Raw genomic sequence first — 15,903 nt, 5'->3', positions numbered from 1 at the left:
CCTAATTAATCAATGATGCGTAAAATAAATCACATAAAATCACTCCTTATTCTACTCCTCTTTTTCACTACTCAAGTAGGTAGAATAGAAGCACAGCAGGATCCGTTGTATACTCAATACATGTTTAATACTTTGGCTTTCAATCCTGCGTATGCCGGTTCGCGAGGAATGACTAGTATAATGGCATTATCTCGTCATCAATGGGTTGGATTTGAAGGAGCTCCATCAACTCAAACGCTTACTGGACATATGCCTTTGGGTAAAAGTATTGGATTAGGTTTAAGCATTATACACGATCAATTATCACCGGCCAGTCAAACCGGGTTTTATGTTGATTATGCTTACCGCATTAAGATATCTGAAAAGAGTAAATTATCATTCGGGTTAAAAGGTGGTTTTAACCATTTTCAATTAGATGTTACACAACTGCTTCAGGCATCTCCTAACGACCCTTCGTTGTCTAATATTGGTTCAACCAGTAAATATCTTCCCAACTTTGGGTTTGGACTTTATCTGTATTCAAACAGGTATTTCCTGGGTATTTCAGCTCCAAAGCTCCTGGAAAACAAACTGGTTAATGGAGATGTTCAGATTTTAGGACAGTCTGGTTCTGAGATAAGGCACTATTTTTTAACAGGTGGATATGTATTTAATATTAGTGAAGAGGTGAAGTTTAAACCTACCATTTTAGCCCGATTAACTCAGGCTGCACCTGTAAGTTTAGATGCCAACATTAACTTTTTGTTTAAAGAAAAACTTTGGGTTGGAGCCATGTATCGGATGAGCGATTCATTTGGTGGAATATTGCAATACCAGATCACAGAACAACTAAAAGTAGGATATGCATACGATATGATTAACAACGAGCTACGCAACTACAACAATGGCACTCATGAAATTATGATTTCATATGAGCTTAATTTTACAAATGAAAAAGTACAAAATCCAAGGTATTTCTAAAATATGAAGCTATCACTCATAATCGCACTTTGCTTAATTTCTCTCTCTGTAGCTGGTCAGTCCAAAGACTTGGATAAAGCCAACAGCTATTATAATGAGTTCAACTACAAAAGAGCTATCAAAGAATACAAAAAACTTTTAAAGAGTGGGAAAAACGAATATTATTCTAACCTGCAAATTGCCAAATCATATAGCAAATTAGGCAATAGTTCAAAGGCTTCTGAATATTATAAAAAAGTTATTGAATACCCCGAATTTGATTTTAACAATTACTTTCTGCTTGCCCGAGAACTTCAAAAAGAAAAACAATATGAGGAAGCAGAATTATACTTGGAAAAATTCTATTTGCAAAGTAATAGCAATAACCAATATGCTTTTAAAGACCTGAAAGCCTTTATTGAAATGCAAAAAAAGGATTCCAGCCGTTATAAAATCAGCCACTTGGGCTTTAATAGTCAATATGATGAGTTTGCTCCTGTTTTGTATGAAGATAAAGTTGTTTTCTCTTCTAACCGTCCATCATCAGGCATCACTAAAAATAAGGACATTAGAACCGGAGCTTCCTTTTATAATCTGTACATGATTAAAGAAACAGATAAAGAGAATTCGAAATATATTGAACCATTTAGTGTTAACCTCAACTCAAAATTTAATGATGGTCCTATTTGCTTCGAAGATAATTTAAACACTGCCTATCTAACACGCAACACACAAAGTGTTGATGGAAGCGTAAATGTTCTGAACCTGTTTATTGCTTTTAAACACGGAGATAAATGGTCGAAAAAAGTTCAGCCTATTAACTTATTTAGTGGCAATTATAACATGGCTCACGCATTTATTGATACTGAAGCTGAACTTATTTATTATAGCTCTGACATGCCTGGCGGATACGGTGGTATGGACCTGTATGTAAGTAGAATAAAAGATGGTTTTTTAAGTAAACCTGTTAATCTGGGTCCGGAAATTAATACTATTGGTAACGAAGTTTTTCCATTTCTTTCGTCAACAGGCACTTTATATTTTGCTTCTGATGGATTACCCGGATTAGGCGGTTACGACTTATTTCTAGCCAAACAAAAGGATGGTAAGTTCTCAAAAGCATTTAATATGGGCTACCCGGTTAATACTTCTTCAGATGACTTTAGTCTTTATCTGGATGACACCAATAGCTTCGGATACTTCACCTCTAATCGCCCGGGAGGAAATGGTGGTGATGATGTTTACAGCCTCATCATAAGTGAACCATTGGAATATTGCCAGATAAAAGGATTTGTGAGAAACGAAGCCGAGAATGCTCCTTTAAAAGATGCATGGATTGATATTAGCAGTAATAAAGGAAGCTTTAAAACCAGAATAACTGCTGACGAAAATGGAGAATTCAGCTATTACTTGAAGAAAAATACTTCTTACACAATCTTGATCCGTAAAAAACTGTATCAAAACAAAATAATTACCATAACACCTCAAAAGATGGCCTCTTCAGATGAGATGAATATAGAAATTATCTTAACTGAGAAATAGAGAATACTATTTCCTTCTCGGAATACGAAACGAAAAAGGAATAGCCAGAAAGGCAAATAAACCAACAATATGATAGGTTGTTTCCAGACTAAAAAAGTCACCCAGCATACCTACTAATAAAACCATAGTGGCGCCTATTAGAAAAGTAGTAGTCATAAATACAGCATTCACAAAATTGCTGTGTTCTGTTTTGTACTCGTTTACAATAGCCAAAAAAACAGGGCCCGTGGCAAATAAGAACAATCCACATAAAACCAGAAATACCATTTGCAAAAATCCGGTTGTATATAAAAATCCAAAAAATAAAATGGGTGCAGCTGAGGTAGCAATAACCATCATACTTCTGCGACCAATTTTATCAGAAATGGTACCGGCAAACATAGTTCCTATTACTCCGGCTGCCTGAAGGATAGAAAGAGAAATTCCAGCCCATATTTTAGAGTCACCATGACTTGTAATATATACTGGCAGATAAAAAGTCAAAGCTGATTTCATGGCAGCTCTGAAAAAGAGGATGAGTGCTATAGTAGACACCAATGGTAAGAATTTTCGGAATACCTTCAAATACTCCAATCCTGAATGATTTTGAATACTCTCAGCTACTGAAATATTTCTTAACCGAAAATACAAAAGAACAGAAGCCAAAATACCGGTTGGAATAAAATAAGTTATTCCTTTTAGACCCCATAACTCAATAGCTCCAACAACAGCCACGGGCCCAACCGATCGGGCTAGCTCACCCCCAACCATATAAAAGCTCATTCCCATTCCAATTCTTTTACCCGAAACCTTACGCATCATAACGGGTGAAGGAACATGAAAAAACGAACTACTGATGCCACTGATCAGCACCAATAAAACCAAATAAATTTTATGAGGCGCCACTGCCATCAAGCTCATTGAAACGGCTGTAACAGCTGGTGTAAAAATCACAAAATATCGCGATTTAGTCCTCTCTGCTAATATCCCTACCAAAGGATTAAACAAAGTAGGTAACCGTTGAACTACTGATAAAAAGCCAGCAAAAGTTAGGCTAATACCCATACTTTCGCGCAGATAAGGTAGCAATGGAGCCAAAAAGGCAGTATACACATCGTGAAAGAAATGAGCAAGGCTGATTAGTAAAACCTTACCCGTTTCAAATTTTTCTTTGGCTTTATTCACTATTATTTATTGAGTATTGTTTTATTGATAAAATCAACTAACTGATCGGCCATTTCAAAATCATGGAAAACAGTTGGGTGAGCAGGATGTCCATTATGAGGAAAAAACATAAAGTGTAATTTTTTATCACCCTTTTGCTGGAGTTTCTCAACAGATTGCTGCACATATCCCGGCCAGGGACTTCCTTTCCGTGTGGCATCCATGCTTCCTAACGAACAAATTATATCAGCATTCGGATATTCTTTACGAACCGATTTTACAAAATTCATGTGCGCTTTAATGGTAGCTTTTGCATCGGGTTTTTCCTCGCCCAACCTCTTTTTAAACTCCTTATAATCGGGCTTTTCCACAATCCAGCTGTCATTCTGAAAAAGATTAATTACCACAACATCAGGAGTCCAGCTGCTAAAGTCCCAGTGGCTATTTTCATCAAACGGATTGGTTCTGTTATATATTTCAGGCATAATATAATCATCCCAGCTAACCATGATACCAATACCACTTAATGAAATGCTGCGATGTTCGGCATTTAATTTTCTACTGGCAATAGATGCATAAGACAGGTAATGGTTTTTGAAGCGAGGATTGCCATTCTGCCGTCCATAATCGCTCAAGTCTTCATTACCCATACCCGAAGTTATTGAATTTCCGTAAAACTCAATTTTTAACTTTTCATCTAAGGTCATTGGCATTGGCTTTATATCACCGTTTACCTTAAATCCTTTAAATACGGTCGATCCCTCCCATGGTTCAGTACGTTTCACCATTTTGGCAATATGCTTGCCTTTGGGTAAACCATGTACAAGCTGATAATATTTAGATCCCTGATCACAGTCTATTAAAATTGGAAATTCATCATGTCCATCAATAATAACCTGAAAGAAGTTTTTTCCTTCATCATCGTCCAATGTAACTCCCAGTTCTGTACCTGTAAAGTGGATGGACACAGCAGAACCGGCCCAGTACATCACCGGAAATTGATCATCACTCAAACCAATTCGTCCTTCATATACCTCAAAATTCGATAATGAATCGCTAAAAGCCTGACCAAAGCTAACTACATAAAAAAGAGAAAATACAATTAATGTGGAAATTTTCATTTCTTTGAAATTAGGGTTAAAAAAAGTCCTGAACCAATCGGTTCAGGACATATAATATTCTTTAAAATGGTAGATCTTCGTCCGGTCCGGCTGGTGGTATATCAGCTTCAGAGAAATTAGGGGCTGGTGCATCTGGAGGCAAAACAGCTTCTTCTTTTTCAATTCTCCAAGCTTCAAGGTTTGAGAAATAATTAACTCTTCCGTCTTTTTCCCACTTACGACCTCTGATATTAAAGTTCACCTTTATCTTATCTCCTAATTGAAGAGGATCCAGTAAATTACATTTATCCTGAGTTAACTGAAACTTGATAAAATCATTCCAATCAGAATTACGCTCATTTACCACTTCAATTACAAACTCACGTTTTTTGAAGGATGCACTAATCTCTACTGTATCGTCTTTTACTATTAAATTCCCTGAAATTTCAAAATTCATCTTTCGCTAATATCTTTTAATTTCTAACCGTTTACTACCACCTTTAAAATCTTATCACCTTGGCGAATATCATCAATCACGTCTAAACCTTCAACTACTTTTCCAAAACAAGTATGCTGACGATCAAGGTGCTGAGTATTTTCTCTGTTATGGCAGATAAAAAATTGTGATCCACCAGTATTACGCCCGGCATGAGCCATTGACAATACTCCTTTATCATGATATTGATTATCGCCATCCAATTCACAATCGATAGTATAACCAGGGCCACCGGCTCCGGTACCATCAGGACAACCACCCTGAATAACAAAATCAGGAATCACACGATGAAAATTTAATCCATCATAATATCCTGATTGAGCCAACTTCACAAAATTATCTACTGTATTGGGAGCATCGTTCTCATAGAACTCAACTTTCATAATTCCTTTTTCGGTATGAATCTCTGCTGTTCTCATTGTATAAAAATTTAAAACAAAAATACGATAAATTGTTGAAGCCTCACAATTAAATGGTCATCAAACCGCGCTAACTTATCTTGATAAATATAATCAAATCAATTGATTTGGTTGTGTATATAAAATACCAAAAAGTCAATATTATATCAGTTTGTACCTTCTTGATACACATGTTCGCTTTCGCACACCGTTTTGTTTCATAACCGCACGATATTAAAAGACCTTCAAATCTCTTATTGATGTTATATATTTGATTTTCTTTACTTTATATTTTTTGGCACATCGATTGTTTTACAGTGATCAGTTACAAACAATTAAAAAAATAAAGTCATGAAAACCTTAAGCACAAAACAAACAGTAAAATCAGTAAGCATTATGATTCTTTCATTAGTAGTATTCGGAACATCTTTATTAGCTCAACCAACTTTTTTGAACGACGAAGTGGTAGTTGAAAACGAAATTCAGGTTGAAAACTGGATGACTGATTATGATTCTTTTAATTCTGGTTTCAATGAAGAAATGATTATCGAAGAGGATCTTGAAATACAAGCATGGATGCTTAACATTGATGAAATAGCACCTGCAACAAGTGAAAATTTCAATGAAGATTTACTAGCTATTGAAGATTGGATGCTAAACTACAGTGCTTTCACCAATGATACAGAAGAACCTTTGTTAGCAATTGAAGATTGGATGTTGAATTACAACGAATTTGAACAAGTAAATTTTGATGTTGACCAGTTAGTTGCAGAACAAATTGAAGAACCAATGCAAGTTGAAGCATGGATGACATGCATGGAAGTATATAATGAAACCCCAATAAACTATATTCCTTCAATTAAAACCATTGAATTAGATGCAGAGCCAGTTCTTATTGCCCTTCATGAAGTAAAATAATTGTAACTTAAGGTTTCTGTTGACAAACATATATTTTCTAAAGGTTGGCTTTCAATAGTCAGCCTTTTTTTGACATTTTTTCTTGATACTTGAATTTAAATTTCTTACTTCGTAACACATTCTTAATTGCAAGTGAACAACTATTCTAAAGCATACAATACATTTAATAATTCATACAAAGGTCTGTATGAATGTTGGATTTATTAATGTAATACCTCCCTTTCAGCGCATCACTTTCAAGCATGTAAAAATTAAGATAATTTAAACTCAAATACATATGAACAAACTATTATTAGTTACTCTGTTGGTAGCGGCAACACTTAGTAGCTGTGTTTCTAAACCACAATCTTTACAACAACTACTCAATTCTGATTACATCGTTAGTTGTGATTCGGTACAGGCAGATACAAGTCTTTTTAAAAATGCTTACCTGATACAATTTAAGCAACCTGTTGACCACAACGATCCCGGCAAAGGAACCTTTACACAAAGAATATGGCTATCACATTATAATGCTGATGCACCTGTTGTGATAGTAACCGAAGGTTATTCTGCCAATAGAAACTACACTACCGAATTGGCACAAATGCTAAAAACCAATCAAATAATTGTTGAACACAGATACTTTGAAGATTCGAAACCGGATATAAACGATTGGCAATATTTAAACATAGAACAAGCCGCTAAAGATCATCATAAGATTATTGAATTCTTCAAACAATTTTATACAGGTAAATGGATAAGCACAGGCATCAGTAAAGGTGGACAAACCTCAATATACCATCGTTCTTATTTTCCGGATGATGTTGATATTAGTGTACCCTATGTGGCACCTATTAATTTTGGTAGAGAAGAAGACCGTTTATTTGATTTCTTTAATAAGGTAGGTACAGCTGAAGATCGACAAAAAATTAATGATTTTCAATTGGCCGTTCTTAACCATAGAGATGAGTTGATGATTCTTTTTGAACAGTTAGCTGAAGAAAAAGGATACACCTATCGCATGGGGTTAGACAAAGCCTTTGATCTTACTGTTCTTGAATATCCTTTTTCTTTTTGGCAATGGCACGGAGATACGGATCATATTCCGGAAACTACTGCTACCACTCAGGAACTATTTGATCATCTGGCTCAATACAGCGATTTTTCCTATCCGGCGGATCAAATATGGGAAGGAATCAAACCCTTCTTTTATCAGGCATATACCGAATTGGGTTACTACGGTTATATTACAGGTGATATGAAACCGCTTCTAAAAGGATTTGATCAGGATACAATAAGCAGCAGTTTATTTGCTCCGGACAGCAAAAACTTACAATTTAATGATGAAGCAATGCCTAATGTGATGGAGCGATTAAAACAGTCGAATCCAAAGATACTGGCTATTGTAGGAGGAACAGATCCCTGGGGTGCAACAAGTATTATTACTGACGACCTAACCAATACAGTTAAGATTGTTAAAGCCGACGGAAATCATCGCACACGCATTAACAACTTAAACAAAGAACAAAAATCGCAGGCTATAACCCAGCTTGAAAAATGGTTGGAAGAATAAATATAAAAAGAAAGGCTGGCTATTTTTCAATAGCTCAGCCTTCTTTACAATTACTATAATTTTGAGTTAGGTTATTATAGCGGGTATCTTATTGTTGCTTTGACTTCATATTTAAATAATTCATCAAACTACTAACACTTTTATTACTATTGCCAATAAAAATCATTTCATCGATAAGAAATATAGGCCTTTTAAGAAATGTATATTCATCAATAATATAACGCCTAATATCTTCTTCATTCAGTTGTTTATGAGCCAGTCCTTCTTCTCTGTACTTTTTCGACTGTTTATTAAAAATAGCCTCATAACTTCCAGCTTTTCGGGCTAAACCATCTACCTCATCAACACTTAACGGAGCTACCTTAATATCAATAATCTCAATATTTCCGTATTCCTTTACCCCTTTAAGAATGCGTTTACACGTTCCACAGGATTTTATTATATAGGCTTTTCCTAACAACTGGATGAGTTTAGTGGTTAATGGTACTCAAAGATATAAAAGGCCACTTGGCAATTAAAGACAAAAAGTGATAATGTTCCTTTCTTTTTATTAACTGTAAAATTCCTTAGATAAACGCAGAAAATTTTCTGTCTGATGATTGCCATCCCTCCAACAGCCTTTAATACAAAACGAATGCAGTTTGTAACATGATTTACCTGCATAAAGAAGAACATTATACACAAACATAGATAAACATGTTGTTTCAGTTTAATTGTTTACCTTTGAACTCAATAAATGCGTAAAACAAAAAATATGGCAAGCGTAAAAGATTTAAAGAAGGATATTAACTTCTTAGCATCAGAGTTACTGACAGAAGCATATGTAAAACAACTTCTGATTGAAGACGTTGATCAAGAAAAAATTGCCCAGACAATGGTTGATGCCATTACTTACCAAAATGAATTGATTGCTCGTACTAACCATCCCGATGGTAAAGACAATCCGAAAATGGTAAAAGCTTACTACAAAAAGCTTAGAAAAGATATGATGGAAAAATTTGTTTCCATTTCAGAATCTATCAACGAGATTTAAATTATTAAACTTCCGCCAATTGAGCGGAAGTTTTTTTTATCCCTACAAATAGGGGTATAGATTATACTCTTACCATTCGAACAACCTCGTATTCCCTCCTATTAACAACAATTTCCTCTCTCAAAACAAACTATTCGAATTTTATAGCAGAATAGTTTAACCACATTTGGGGATTTCAAGCACTTTTTCATTGAAGTAAATTTGCATCGAAAACACTTTTTTGATCTAATACATTTTTCAATGAAAAAAATCTTGCTAACATGCTTGCTGGCTGTTGCTTTTTTGCAACTTAATGCCCAGCAGGTTACAGACAACAATGGATTTAACCTAAACACTGCTCAACGACTATTACAGTCTAATACCGGATTAACCATTGGTGGTTATGGTGAAGTTCATTACAACCAACCTTTGAGCTCAGATGTAAGAAGTAACGGGACATTGGATGTCCACAGGGTAGTTATACTAATTGGATATAACTTTAATGAGCGTACTCAGTTTGTATCCGAAGTGGAATATGAGCATGTCAGCGAAGTATATATCGAGCAGGCATTTTTACAATACAAACTCAATAATTCAATTAATTTCCGCGGAGGGCTAATGCTTATCCCCATGGGTATTATCAACGAATACCACGAACCTACAACATTTAATGGTGTGGAACGACCTTTAGTTGACAAGTATATTGCTCCAACCACATGGCGCGAAGTGGGAGTTGGTATTACCGGTAATATACTGCCTGCCTCCATTCGCTATCAGGCATATATTGTGAATGGTTTTAACGGTTATGATGGCTCATTAAAATTTAACGGTGCCAACGGACTGCGTAAAGGCCGACAAAAAGGAGCTGAATCCTATATGAGTTCACCTAATTTCACAGCAAAAGTTGAATATTTTGGGGCCAGAGGACTGAATGTTGGACTATCTGGATATTTTGGCCGTTCGCAAAGCATGGCTTACGATGGTCTTGATAAAAATGATGATAGCGCTCAGGCATCTGCTGATTCTACCTATGTTGGCATAGCCATGTTAGGCCTTGATGCCCGTTATTCACTGGGTGGCTTAGAGTTAAGAGGTCAGTATTATTATTCTGCTCTTTCTAATACTGACAAATACAATGCTTACGGTTCTGAATCAGGAGACTTAAATGATTTAGGCAGTTCATTAATGGGCTACTATGTTGAAGCTGCATACAATGTTCTGAAAGGAAATCAGAATACATCTTCTCAGTTACTTCCATTTGTACGTTACGAGCAATTTGATACTCACAACACGGTTCATTCAAGTATTACAAAGAATGATGCCTACAACAAAACAGCCATTACTACTGGATTATCATGGCGCATTACGCAAGGTGCGGTAGTTAAAGCTGACATGCAGTTTATCAAATCAAAAGCCAATAGTGAGTACAATAAAGTATTTAATGCCGGAGTAGGTATTATGTTTTAAAATTTGCATTATGAAAGCATTATTTGTTTCTGTCGTTTTATTAGTCTCAGTTGCTTTTACGGTTCCTATAGATGAAATTGAGTACAACCATAAAGCTGTAATTAAAACCCTTATTAAGAATGGAAAAATGACCAATCCATCCTTGAGTGAATTGGTTCTTCCGAAATCTATAGAAGATACCTGCGCATTACAAGGTAAATTTTTTAAGGTAGCCGACAGTAACGAAAGTGCCATTAAAACAATATACATTGGAAGAGTGAACAGCTGCCGTGCAGGTGGCTGTTCAATCAATAATAACAATACAGGTGGAACTTCTGAATATTTCGATTACATGGTATGTTTTGATAAGGCAGCATCGGTGGTATTGGTTAAAGTTTTTAATTACCAGGCAACCCATGGTCATGAAGTAACTGCCAAAGGATGGCTGAAACAATTTGTAGGACATAATGCGAATGGAAACATTGAAGTTGGAAGGAATATTGATTCCATTTCGGGAGCCACCATCTCGGTGAACGGCATCTCAAAAGATATTGAAGAGAAAACAGAGCTAATGGCAGCTATTATAAATACTACAGCTCTTTAAAATCAATTTTCAGCTGCATTGCATCCACCTGACGATCATCAGGAAAATTTGAAACAGAGAGACCCAACAGACGAACGGGCCGATTAATGGGAGCTTCTCTTAAAAGCATTTGCACCAGCTCGTTTAACTGCTTTTCGTTCTTAATTAAGTATTCAACTGTTTTGGATCGGGTCATCTGTTCAAAATTATCGAACTTAACTTTCAGTGTAAGAGTCTTGCCCGATTTTTCGGAGCGGGCTAGGCGCTTTAACAATCCTACTTGTAATGTGTCAATCTCATGTTTGATTTGCTGAGAATCATGCAGGTCTTTATGAAAAGTATTTTCTATCCCTACTGATTTCCTTTCGCGATGCGGATGCACTGGGCGATCGTCTTCTCCCCGACATACATGATAAAAATAAATACCCGCCTTACCAAAATGATGCACCAACCTACTCAGTTCAAACTTCTGAAGGTCTTTGCCATTATGAATATCCAGCGCATACATCTTCTCAGCCGTTTTTTTACCCACCCCAAAAAACTTCTTAATGGGCAATTGATCAACAAAGTCACTTATTTCATCCGGCTTAATCACAAATAATCCATCCGGTTTCCGCTGATCACTGGCAATTTTAGCCAAAAACTTATTTACACTCACACCGGCCGAAGCAGTGAGGTTAGTTTCTTCTTTAATTCGCTTTTTAATATCACGGGCAATATGCGTTGCCGAAGCCATTCCTTTCTTATTCTCCGTAACATCTAAAAAAGCCTCATCCAAAGATAAAGGCTCTACCAAATCGGTGTACTCATAAAAAACACTCATTATTTGTCGCGAAACCTCTTTATACACATCAAAGCGGTGGCGTTGAAAAATAAGATGAGGACAGCGTTTAAGAGCCGTTCGTGAAGGCATGGCCGAATGAATACCATATTTACGTGCTTCGTAACTGGCGGCAGCTATTACGCCCCTTTCACTACTTCCACCCACCACAACCGGTTTACCTTTTAACTCAGGAAAGTCGCGCTGCTCAATAGATGCAAAAAAAGCATCCATATCAATATGTATTATCTTCCGAACCACGATGCAAAGGTAACAGGGATTTCATTTTTCACATAGCACTTACGTACTATCTGTTACAAACATCTCTAACACGACTGGCATTCAATCATCAATAACAATGCATCGCCACATTGAATTCGGCTCAATACAATCATCCGTTTTAACATCTATATTAATTTCCCTTATCTTCGCGGCTGCAACAAAAAGTAATCAGATGGGTTAATTATTCATCTGAATAACCATCAACAAAAACAAAACAACGCAGATGAAGAAATCTGTTGATTTAACACAAGGCCCCATTTTTAGTCAACTGATTAAATTGGCGTTACCTATTATTGGTACCTCCCTAATGCAGATGGCGTATAACTTAACGGATATGATCTGGCTGGGACAAGTGGGAAGTAATGCCGTAGCATCGGTGGGTGCAGCAGGCTTTTACATTTGGCTGGGCATGTCTTTATTATTGGTAACCAGAGTGGGTGCTGAAGTGGGTGTATCGCAGGCATTGGGAAGGAAAGATCCTGATACAGCTGCGCGTTTTGCGCGTCACTCGTTATTCTGGGCTATTCTTCTGGCTATTGTAATCGGGGCCATTGTTTTAATATTTACTCCACAGCTGGTGAGCATCTTCCGTTTATCTGAAGGCGTTGTTGAAGAAGGTGCTATCTCGTACCTCAGAATTGTTTCACTGGGTTTTGTATTCACATTTACCAATCCAACTTTTCAGGGTATTTACAATGGAATGGGTAACAGCAAACTACCTTTCTACTATTTACTAGTGGGTCTGGGATTGAATATGTTACTAGACCCCATTATGATCTTTGGCTTTGGAGGCATTCCTGCTTTGGGAGTGAATGGAGCTGCTTGGGCTACTTTCATTTCGCAATTGGTGGTATTTCTAATTTTCATCATCCGTTTTGTGTGGATGAAAGAAATTATGGATCCCGATTTAAAACGCTTCCGATTGAGTAAAGATATCTCTATCAAAATATTTAAGCTGGGAACACCAGTGGCAACCGAAAGTAGTTTATTTGCTGTTTTTGCCCTTATACTGGCACGTATGATCACCAAGTGGGGTGATATTCCTATAGCTGTGCAAAGTGTAGGTGCTCAAATAGAAGCCATCTCGTGGATGACCTCATCGGGTTTTGCAACTGCACTGGGTAGTTTTACCGGACAAAATTACGGAGCCAATAACTGGAGTCGCATCCGGCAAGGCTATTTTACCACTTTAGGCATTGGCATATTTTTAGGAACGCTGGTAACTATCTGCTTCATCATTTTTGGCGAACAGCTCTTCTCGCTCTTTTTAAACGAACCGGAACCTTTGGCAATGGGAACCACCTACCTGAAAATTCTTGCAGTGTCGCAGGTTTTTATGATTATTGAGATTGTTACCCGAGGAGCATTTAATGGTATTGGCAGAACCATCCCTCCTTCTATTGTTGGAATCACTTTTACCGGAGCTCGTGTGCCGGCGGCTATGCTTCTTTCGGCCGAAAGCGTATTGGGTATGTTTGGTATTTGGTGGGCCATTAGTCTTTCGAGTGTAGTAAAGGGTACAGTTTTATCATTATGGTATATCTTTGTAATGGCTAATCATGGTAAAACAACTTCGCCTAAAGTAAAATCTATTTTTGCCTTTTTACCAACCCGTATACGTCAAAACATATGGGTTAGAAACAACATGACTAATGATAAAAAATAGCAATAGAGAAATTGAGTTGAAAGTATCGGCCGATGGTTCGCACACATTGTATGTGCCCGAGCTTGAGGAACATTATCATTCGGTAAACGGAGCCATCAACGAATCGATGCATGTATTCATCGAACCCAACTTACAATACTGTACACTACCCCAAATATCAGTGCTGGAAATAGGTTTTGGCACCGGTTTAAATGCATTACTTACAGCCATCCATCAAGGGAAAAAATCAGTCTTTTATCATTCGTTAGAAAAATATCCTATTGAAATATCACTTGCCCAACAATTGAATTATTGCCAAAATGCCGAAGAACAGCAACTATTTGAAAAGATGCATCAGGCAGAATGGCAAAAAGAAACTAGCATCAACCAACAATTCACACTGCTGAAGGAGGAAACCGATCTACTTTCAACAGGCTTTAACCGTATGTATGATCTGGTTTATTTCGATGCCTTTGCACCGGAGAAGCAACCTGAGATGTGGTCTCGCGATATCTTCCAAAAGATTTATGATGCCATGAATGAGGGCGGTATTCTTACAACCTATTGTGCCAAAGGAGTGGTACGAAGAACCATGCAGGCATGTGGCTTTACTGTTGAACGACTGCCCGGCCCCAAAGGAAAACGCGAGATGTTGAGAGCGGTAAAATAGTTGATTAGTCAGTAGTTAATAGTCAGTAGTTTATTTACTGCTTGATTGAAATAATCTATTAAATTATCTAAAATCATCGGTCTGCACAGTCGTCCCTGACGGGACTCTTATACATTTCGTTTAAAACACACAGCACTTTCGTACTATTCAGTTACAAATGTCCCTACCGGGACTTGGATTTATTTACCTGAGTTCGAAGTGAAATTTTGGGTTCATAACTCTTATTACTATGCTAAGAAATTCAATTTTTCACGAGGAGTGATGAAGTTCAATACAGGAAAGTAATAAATATAGCTTGGCGAGCCATATTATTAGGTTGGCGAGCTGCCTTTATAGTAAGGCGAGCCGCTTCTTTACTTAGGCGAGCCAAGCTCTCCTGTGCAATGAAGCGGCTCGCTTAATAATATTAATGGCTCGCCCTATTAAAATACTAGCTCGCCAATATAAATAAATACATTTCTATAAATAATAATTGGTATGCCGTTAATTACAAAGCGGAATTATTGGACTTTTTCTTGCGTTTTTGCTTCCAAAACGGACTTATATAACCCACATAGCGACTTTGATTGTTTCGGAATACATATCTTCCTGCTTCTCGTATTTCAGTTACCAATTGATAAAGGTGCCAAAACGAACGATTTCTTAATAACTTAAAGTCATTATTTGAATTCTCTTCTACTTTAACAATAGCCCACAACTCTGCCAGCATATCAGAAGTCTCTTCCAGCTTATCAATCAATGCTAAATCAAAATTGATGGATATTAGAAGTGATGTATTGTTCTTCGCAAGAAAAGCAAGATCATTCAATGCTTGAATCAGAAAGGCATACCCTTTTCCCTTTGTAGTAACCGGAAGGCGATTAATTAACTCTCCATGATTCCGAAAGGCGAAACGCATGGTTGCCAACACTTCTTTACGCAAATGCATTGCTTTTGGAAGTTCTTCCCTCCACTTTAACCTTGATTCTTTAATTGTCTGAACCTGCTTTGTCCAAAGTGCCTGAATTTTTCTACAGTTCTCAATGCGCGGAAGTAAATCATTTATCTTCTCTTTCGTTAATCCTACTGATTGAAGTTGCTCCCGATCATCGAGGCACCATTCATACAGATTACTGGCCTCCTGAACCAACACTGCAATAGGCTGAGTAGGTTTACTTGATTTTTTAGTGGTAATTGATGATATGTCAATGGATTTTGTGAGTTCTTTGGGATATTTCATAGTAACCGTAGATTTTAGCTCTTTATTAAAAAGTAAATACCACCTTTAAACTACACATTATTTAACAAAACACTAAGTATAACTAAATAAAAAAGGCTGTCCGAATGCTAAAAAAGGGACAGCCTCTATATCAAT

The 15,903-nt window shown here is 36.9% G+C and carries 16 protein-coding genes; 9 read left to right on the top strand and 7 right to left on the bottom strand.

Annotation, left to right across the window (positions count from 1 at the left end; genetic code table 11):
• Positions 1-15 precede the first annotated feature (15 nt).
• Both KEM10_RS06740 and KEM10_RS06735 read left to right on the top strand, forming a co-directional pair.
• On the top strand, positions 16-960 hold the full coding sequence (locus KEM10_RS06740; RefSeq protein WP_212215135.1) for a PorP/SprF family type IX secretion system membrane protein: 945 nt from the start codon (positions 16-18) through the stop codon (positions 958-960).
• Between the two features lie 3 nt (positions 961-963).
• A complete protein-coding gene (locus tag KEM10_RS06735) occupies positions 964-2,481 on the top strand; it encodes a tetratricopeptide repeat protein (RefSeq protein ID WP_212215133.1) in 1,518 nt (505 codons plus the stop codon).
• A gap of 6 nt (positions 2,482-2,487) precedes the next feature.
• Here KEM10_RS06735 and KEM10_RS06730 read toward each other — a convergent pair whose 3' ends face one another.
• The 4 genes from KEM10_RS06730 to KEM10_RS06715 all read right to left on the bottom strand — a co-directional run bounded on the left by KEM10_RS06730 (position 2,488) and on the right by KEM10_RS06715 (position 5,639).
• Positions 2,488-3,645, bottom strand: a complete 1,158-nt coding sequence (locus KEM10_RS06730) for an MFS transporter (RefSeq protein ID WP_212215131.1) — start codon at positions 3,643-3,645, stop codon at positions 2,488-2,490.
• 2 nt (positions 3,646-3,647) lie between these two features.
• Positions 3,648-4,745 (bottom strand): SGNH/GDSL hydrolase family protein, encoded by a 1,098-nt coding sequence (locus tag KEM10_RS06725; protein ID WP_212215129.1) that lies wholly within the window; start codon positions 4,743-4,745, stop codon positions 3,648-3,650.
• Positions 4,746-4,806: 61 nt separating this feature from the next.
• A complete protein-coding gene (locus tag KEM10_RS06720) occupies positions 4,807-5,181 on the bottom strand; it encodes a DUF3127 domain-containing protein (RefSeq protein ID WP_212215127.1) in 375 nt (124 codons plus the stop codon).
• A 23-nt stretch (positions 5,182-5,204) separates the two neighbouring features.
• Entirely contained in the window at positions 5,205-5,639 is a 435-nt protein-coding gene (locus tag KEM10_RS06715) for a peptidylprolyl isomerase (protein ID WP_212215125.1), read from the bottom strand.
• A gap of 330 nt (positions 5,640-5,969) precedes the next feature.
• On the opposite strand from KEM10_RS06715, the gene KEM10_RS06710 reads away from it, so the two are divergent.
• Together KEM10_RS06710 and KEM10_RS06705 are read left to right on the top strand one after the other, a co-directional pair.
• A complete protein-coding gene (locus KEM10_RS06710) occupies positions 5,970-6,536 on the top strand; it encodes a hypothetical protein (RefSeq protein WP_212215123.1) in 567 nt (188 codons plus the stop codon).
• Positions 6,537-6,813: 277 nt separating this feature from the next.
• Complete coding sequence (locus KEM10_RS06705) at positions 6,814-8,091, top strand: S28 family serine protease (protein WP_212215121.1); 1,278 nt, start codon at positions 6,814-6,816, stop codon at positions 8,089-8,091.
• An 88-nt stretch (positions 8,092-8,179) separates the two neighbouring features.
• Here the strand turns inward: KEM10_RS06705 and KEM10_RS06700 are convergent, their stop codons facing one another.
• The gene (locus KEM10_RS06700; protein WP_212215119.1) at positions 8,180-8,551 is read right to left on the bottom strand and encodes an arsenate reductase family protein; all 372 of its coding nucleotides are present in this window, start codon (positions 8,549-8,551) and stop codon (positions 8,180-8,182) included.
• Positions 8,552-8,845: 294 nt separating this feature from the next.
• Here KEM10_RS06700 and KEM10_RS06695 point away from each other — a divergent pair, with 294 nt between their 5' ends.
• The 3 genes from KEM10_RS06695 to KEM10_RS06685 all read left to right on the top strand — a co-directional run bounded on the left by KEM10_RS06695 (position 8,846) and on the right by KEM10_RS06685 (position 11,153).
• The gene (locus tag KEM10_RS06695) at positions 8,846-9,124 is read left to right on the top strand and encodes a hypothetical protein (RefSeq protein ID WP_212215117.1); all 279 of its coding nucleotides are present in this window, start codon (positions 8,846-8,848) and stop codon (positions 9,122-9,124) included.
• A 240-nt stretch (positions 9,125-9,364) separates the two neighbouring features.
• Positions 9,365-10,570, top strand: a complete 1,206-nt coding sequence (locus tag KEM10_RS06690) for a hypothetical protein (RefSeq protein WP_212215115.1) — start codon at positions 9,365-9,367, stop codon at positions 10,568-10,570.
• A 10-nt stretch (positions 10,571-10,580) separates the two neighbouring features.
• On the top strand, positions 10,581-11,153 hold the full coding sequence (locus KEM10_RS06685) for an FMN-binding protein (RefSeq protein WP_212215113.1): 573 nt from the start codon (positions 10,581-10,583) through the stop codon (positions 11,151-11,153).
• Here the strand turns inward: KEM10_RS06685 and dinB are convergent.
• Entirely contained in the window at positions 11,140-12,213 is a 1,074-nt protein-coding gene (dinB, locus tag KEM10_RS06680) for a DNA polymerase IV (RefSeq protein ID WP_212215107.1), read from the bottom strand. The genes KEM10_RS06685 and dinB overlap by 14 nt on opposite strands.
• Before the next feature lie 244 nt (positions 12,214-12,457).
• On the opposite strand from dinB, the gene KEM10_RS06675 reads away from it, so the two are divergent.
• Both KEM10_RS06675 and mnmD read left to right on the top strand, forming a co-directional pair.
• Positions 12,458-13,900 (top strand): MATE family efflux transporter, encoded by a 1,443-nt coding sequence (locus KEM10_RS06675; RefSeq protein WP_212215105.1) that lies wholly within the window; start codon positions 12,458-12,460, stop codon positions 13,898-13,900.
• Complete coding sequence (gene mnmD / locus KEM10_RS06670; protein ID WP_212215103.1) at positions 13,887-14,549, top strand: tRNA (5-methylaminomethyl-2-thiouridine)(34)-methyltransferase MnmD; 663 nt, start codon at positions 13,887-13,889, stop codon at positions 14,547-14,549. Before KEM10_RS06675 ends, mnmD begins: the two co-directional genes overlap by 14 nt.
• A gap of 487 nt (positions 14,550-15,036) precedes the next feature.
• Here the strand turns inward: mnmD and KEM10_RS06665 are convergent, their stop codons facing one another.
• On the bottom strand, positions 15,037-15,768 hold the full coding sequence (locus KEM10_RS06665; RefSeq protein ID WP_212215101.1) for a hypothetical protein: 732 nt from the start codon (positions 15,766-15,768) through the stop codon (positions 15,037-15,039).
• Positions 15,769-15,903 lie beyond the last annotated feature (135 nt).

The organism is Carboxylicivirga linearis, assembly GCF_018271995.1.
Classification (GTDB): domain Bacteria; phylum Bacteroidota; class Bacteroidia; order Bacteroidales; family Marinilabiliaceae; genus Carboxylicivirga; species Carboxylicivirga linearis.
This window is presented reverse-complemented; position numbering and strand designations above follow the sequence as displayed.

Excerpts from the sequence above, each read along its gene's own strand:
- KEM10_RS06675 (WP_212215105.1), top strand. The coding sequence starts at position 12,458 with ATGAAGAAATCTGTTGATTTAACACAAGGCCCCATTTTTAGTCAACTG.
- KEM10_RS06740 (WP_212215135.1), top strand. The coding sequence starts at position 16 with ATGCGTAAAATAAATCACATAAAATCACTCCTTATTCTACTCCTCTTT.
- KEM10_RS06665 (WP_212215101.1), bottom strand. The coding sequence starts at position 15,768 with ATGAAATATCCCAAAGAACTCACAAAATCCATTGACATATCATCAATT.
- KEM10_RS06715 (WP_212215125.1), bottom strand. The coding sequence starts at position 5,639 with ATGAGAACAGCAGAGATTCATACCGAAAAAGGAATTATGAAAGTTGAG.
- mnmD (WP_212215103.1), top strand. The coding sequence starts at position 13,887 with ATGATAAAAAATAGCAATAGAGAAATTGAGTTGAAAGTATCGGCCGAT.
- KEM10_RS06705 (WP_212215121.1), top strand. The coding sequence starts at position 6,814 with ATGAACAAACTATTATTAGTTACTCTGTTGGTAGCGGCAACACTTAGT.
- KEM10_RS06720 (WP_212215127.1), bottom strand. The coding sequence starts at position 5,181 with ATGAATTTTGAAATTTCAGGGAATTTAATAGTAAAAGACGATACAGTA.
- KEM10_RS06710 (WP_212215123.1), top strand. The coding sequence starts at position 5,970 with ATGAAAACCTTAAGCACAAAACAAACAGTAAAATCAGTAAGCATTATG.
- KEM10_RS06690 (WP_212215115.1), top strand. The coding sequence starts at position 9,365 with ATGAAAAAAATCTTGCTAACATGCTTGCTGGCTGTTGCTTTTTTGCAA.
- KEM10_RS06695 (WP_212215117.1), top strand. The coding sequence starts at position 8,846 with ATGGCAAGCGTAAAAGATTTAAAGAAGGATATTAACTTCTTAGCATCA.
- KEM10_RS06685 (WP_212215113.1), top strand. The coding sequence starts at position 10,581 with ATGAAAGCATTATTTGTTTCTGTCGTTTTATTAGTCTCAGTTGCTTTT.
- KEM10_RS06725 (WP_212215129.1), bottom strand. The coding sequence starts at position 4,745 with ATGAAAATTTCCACATTAATTGTATTTTCTCTTTTTTATGTAGTTAGC.
- KEM10_RS06735 (WP_212215133.1), top strand. The coding sequence starts at position 964 with ATGAAGCTATCACTCATAATCGCACTTTGCTTAATTTCTCTCTCTGTA.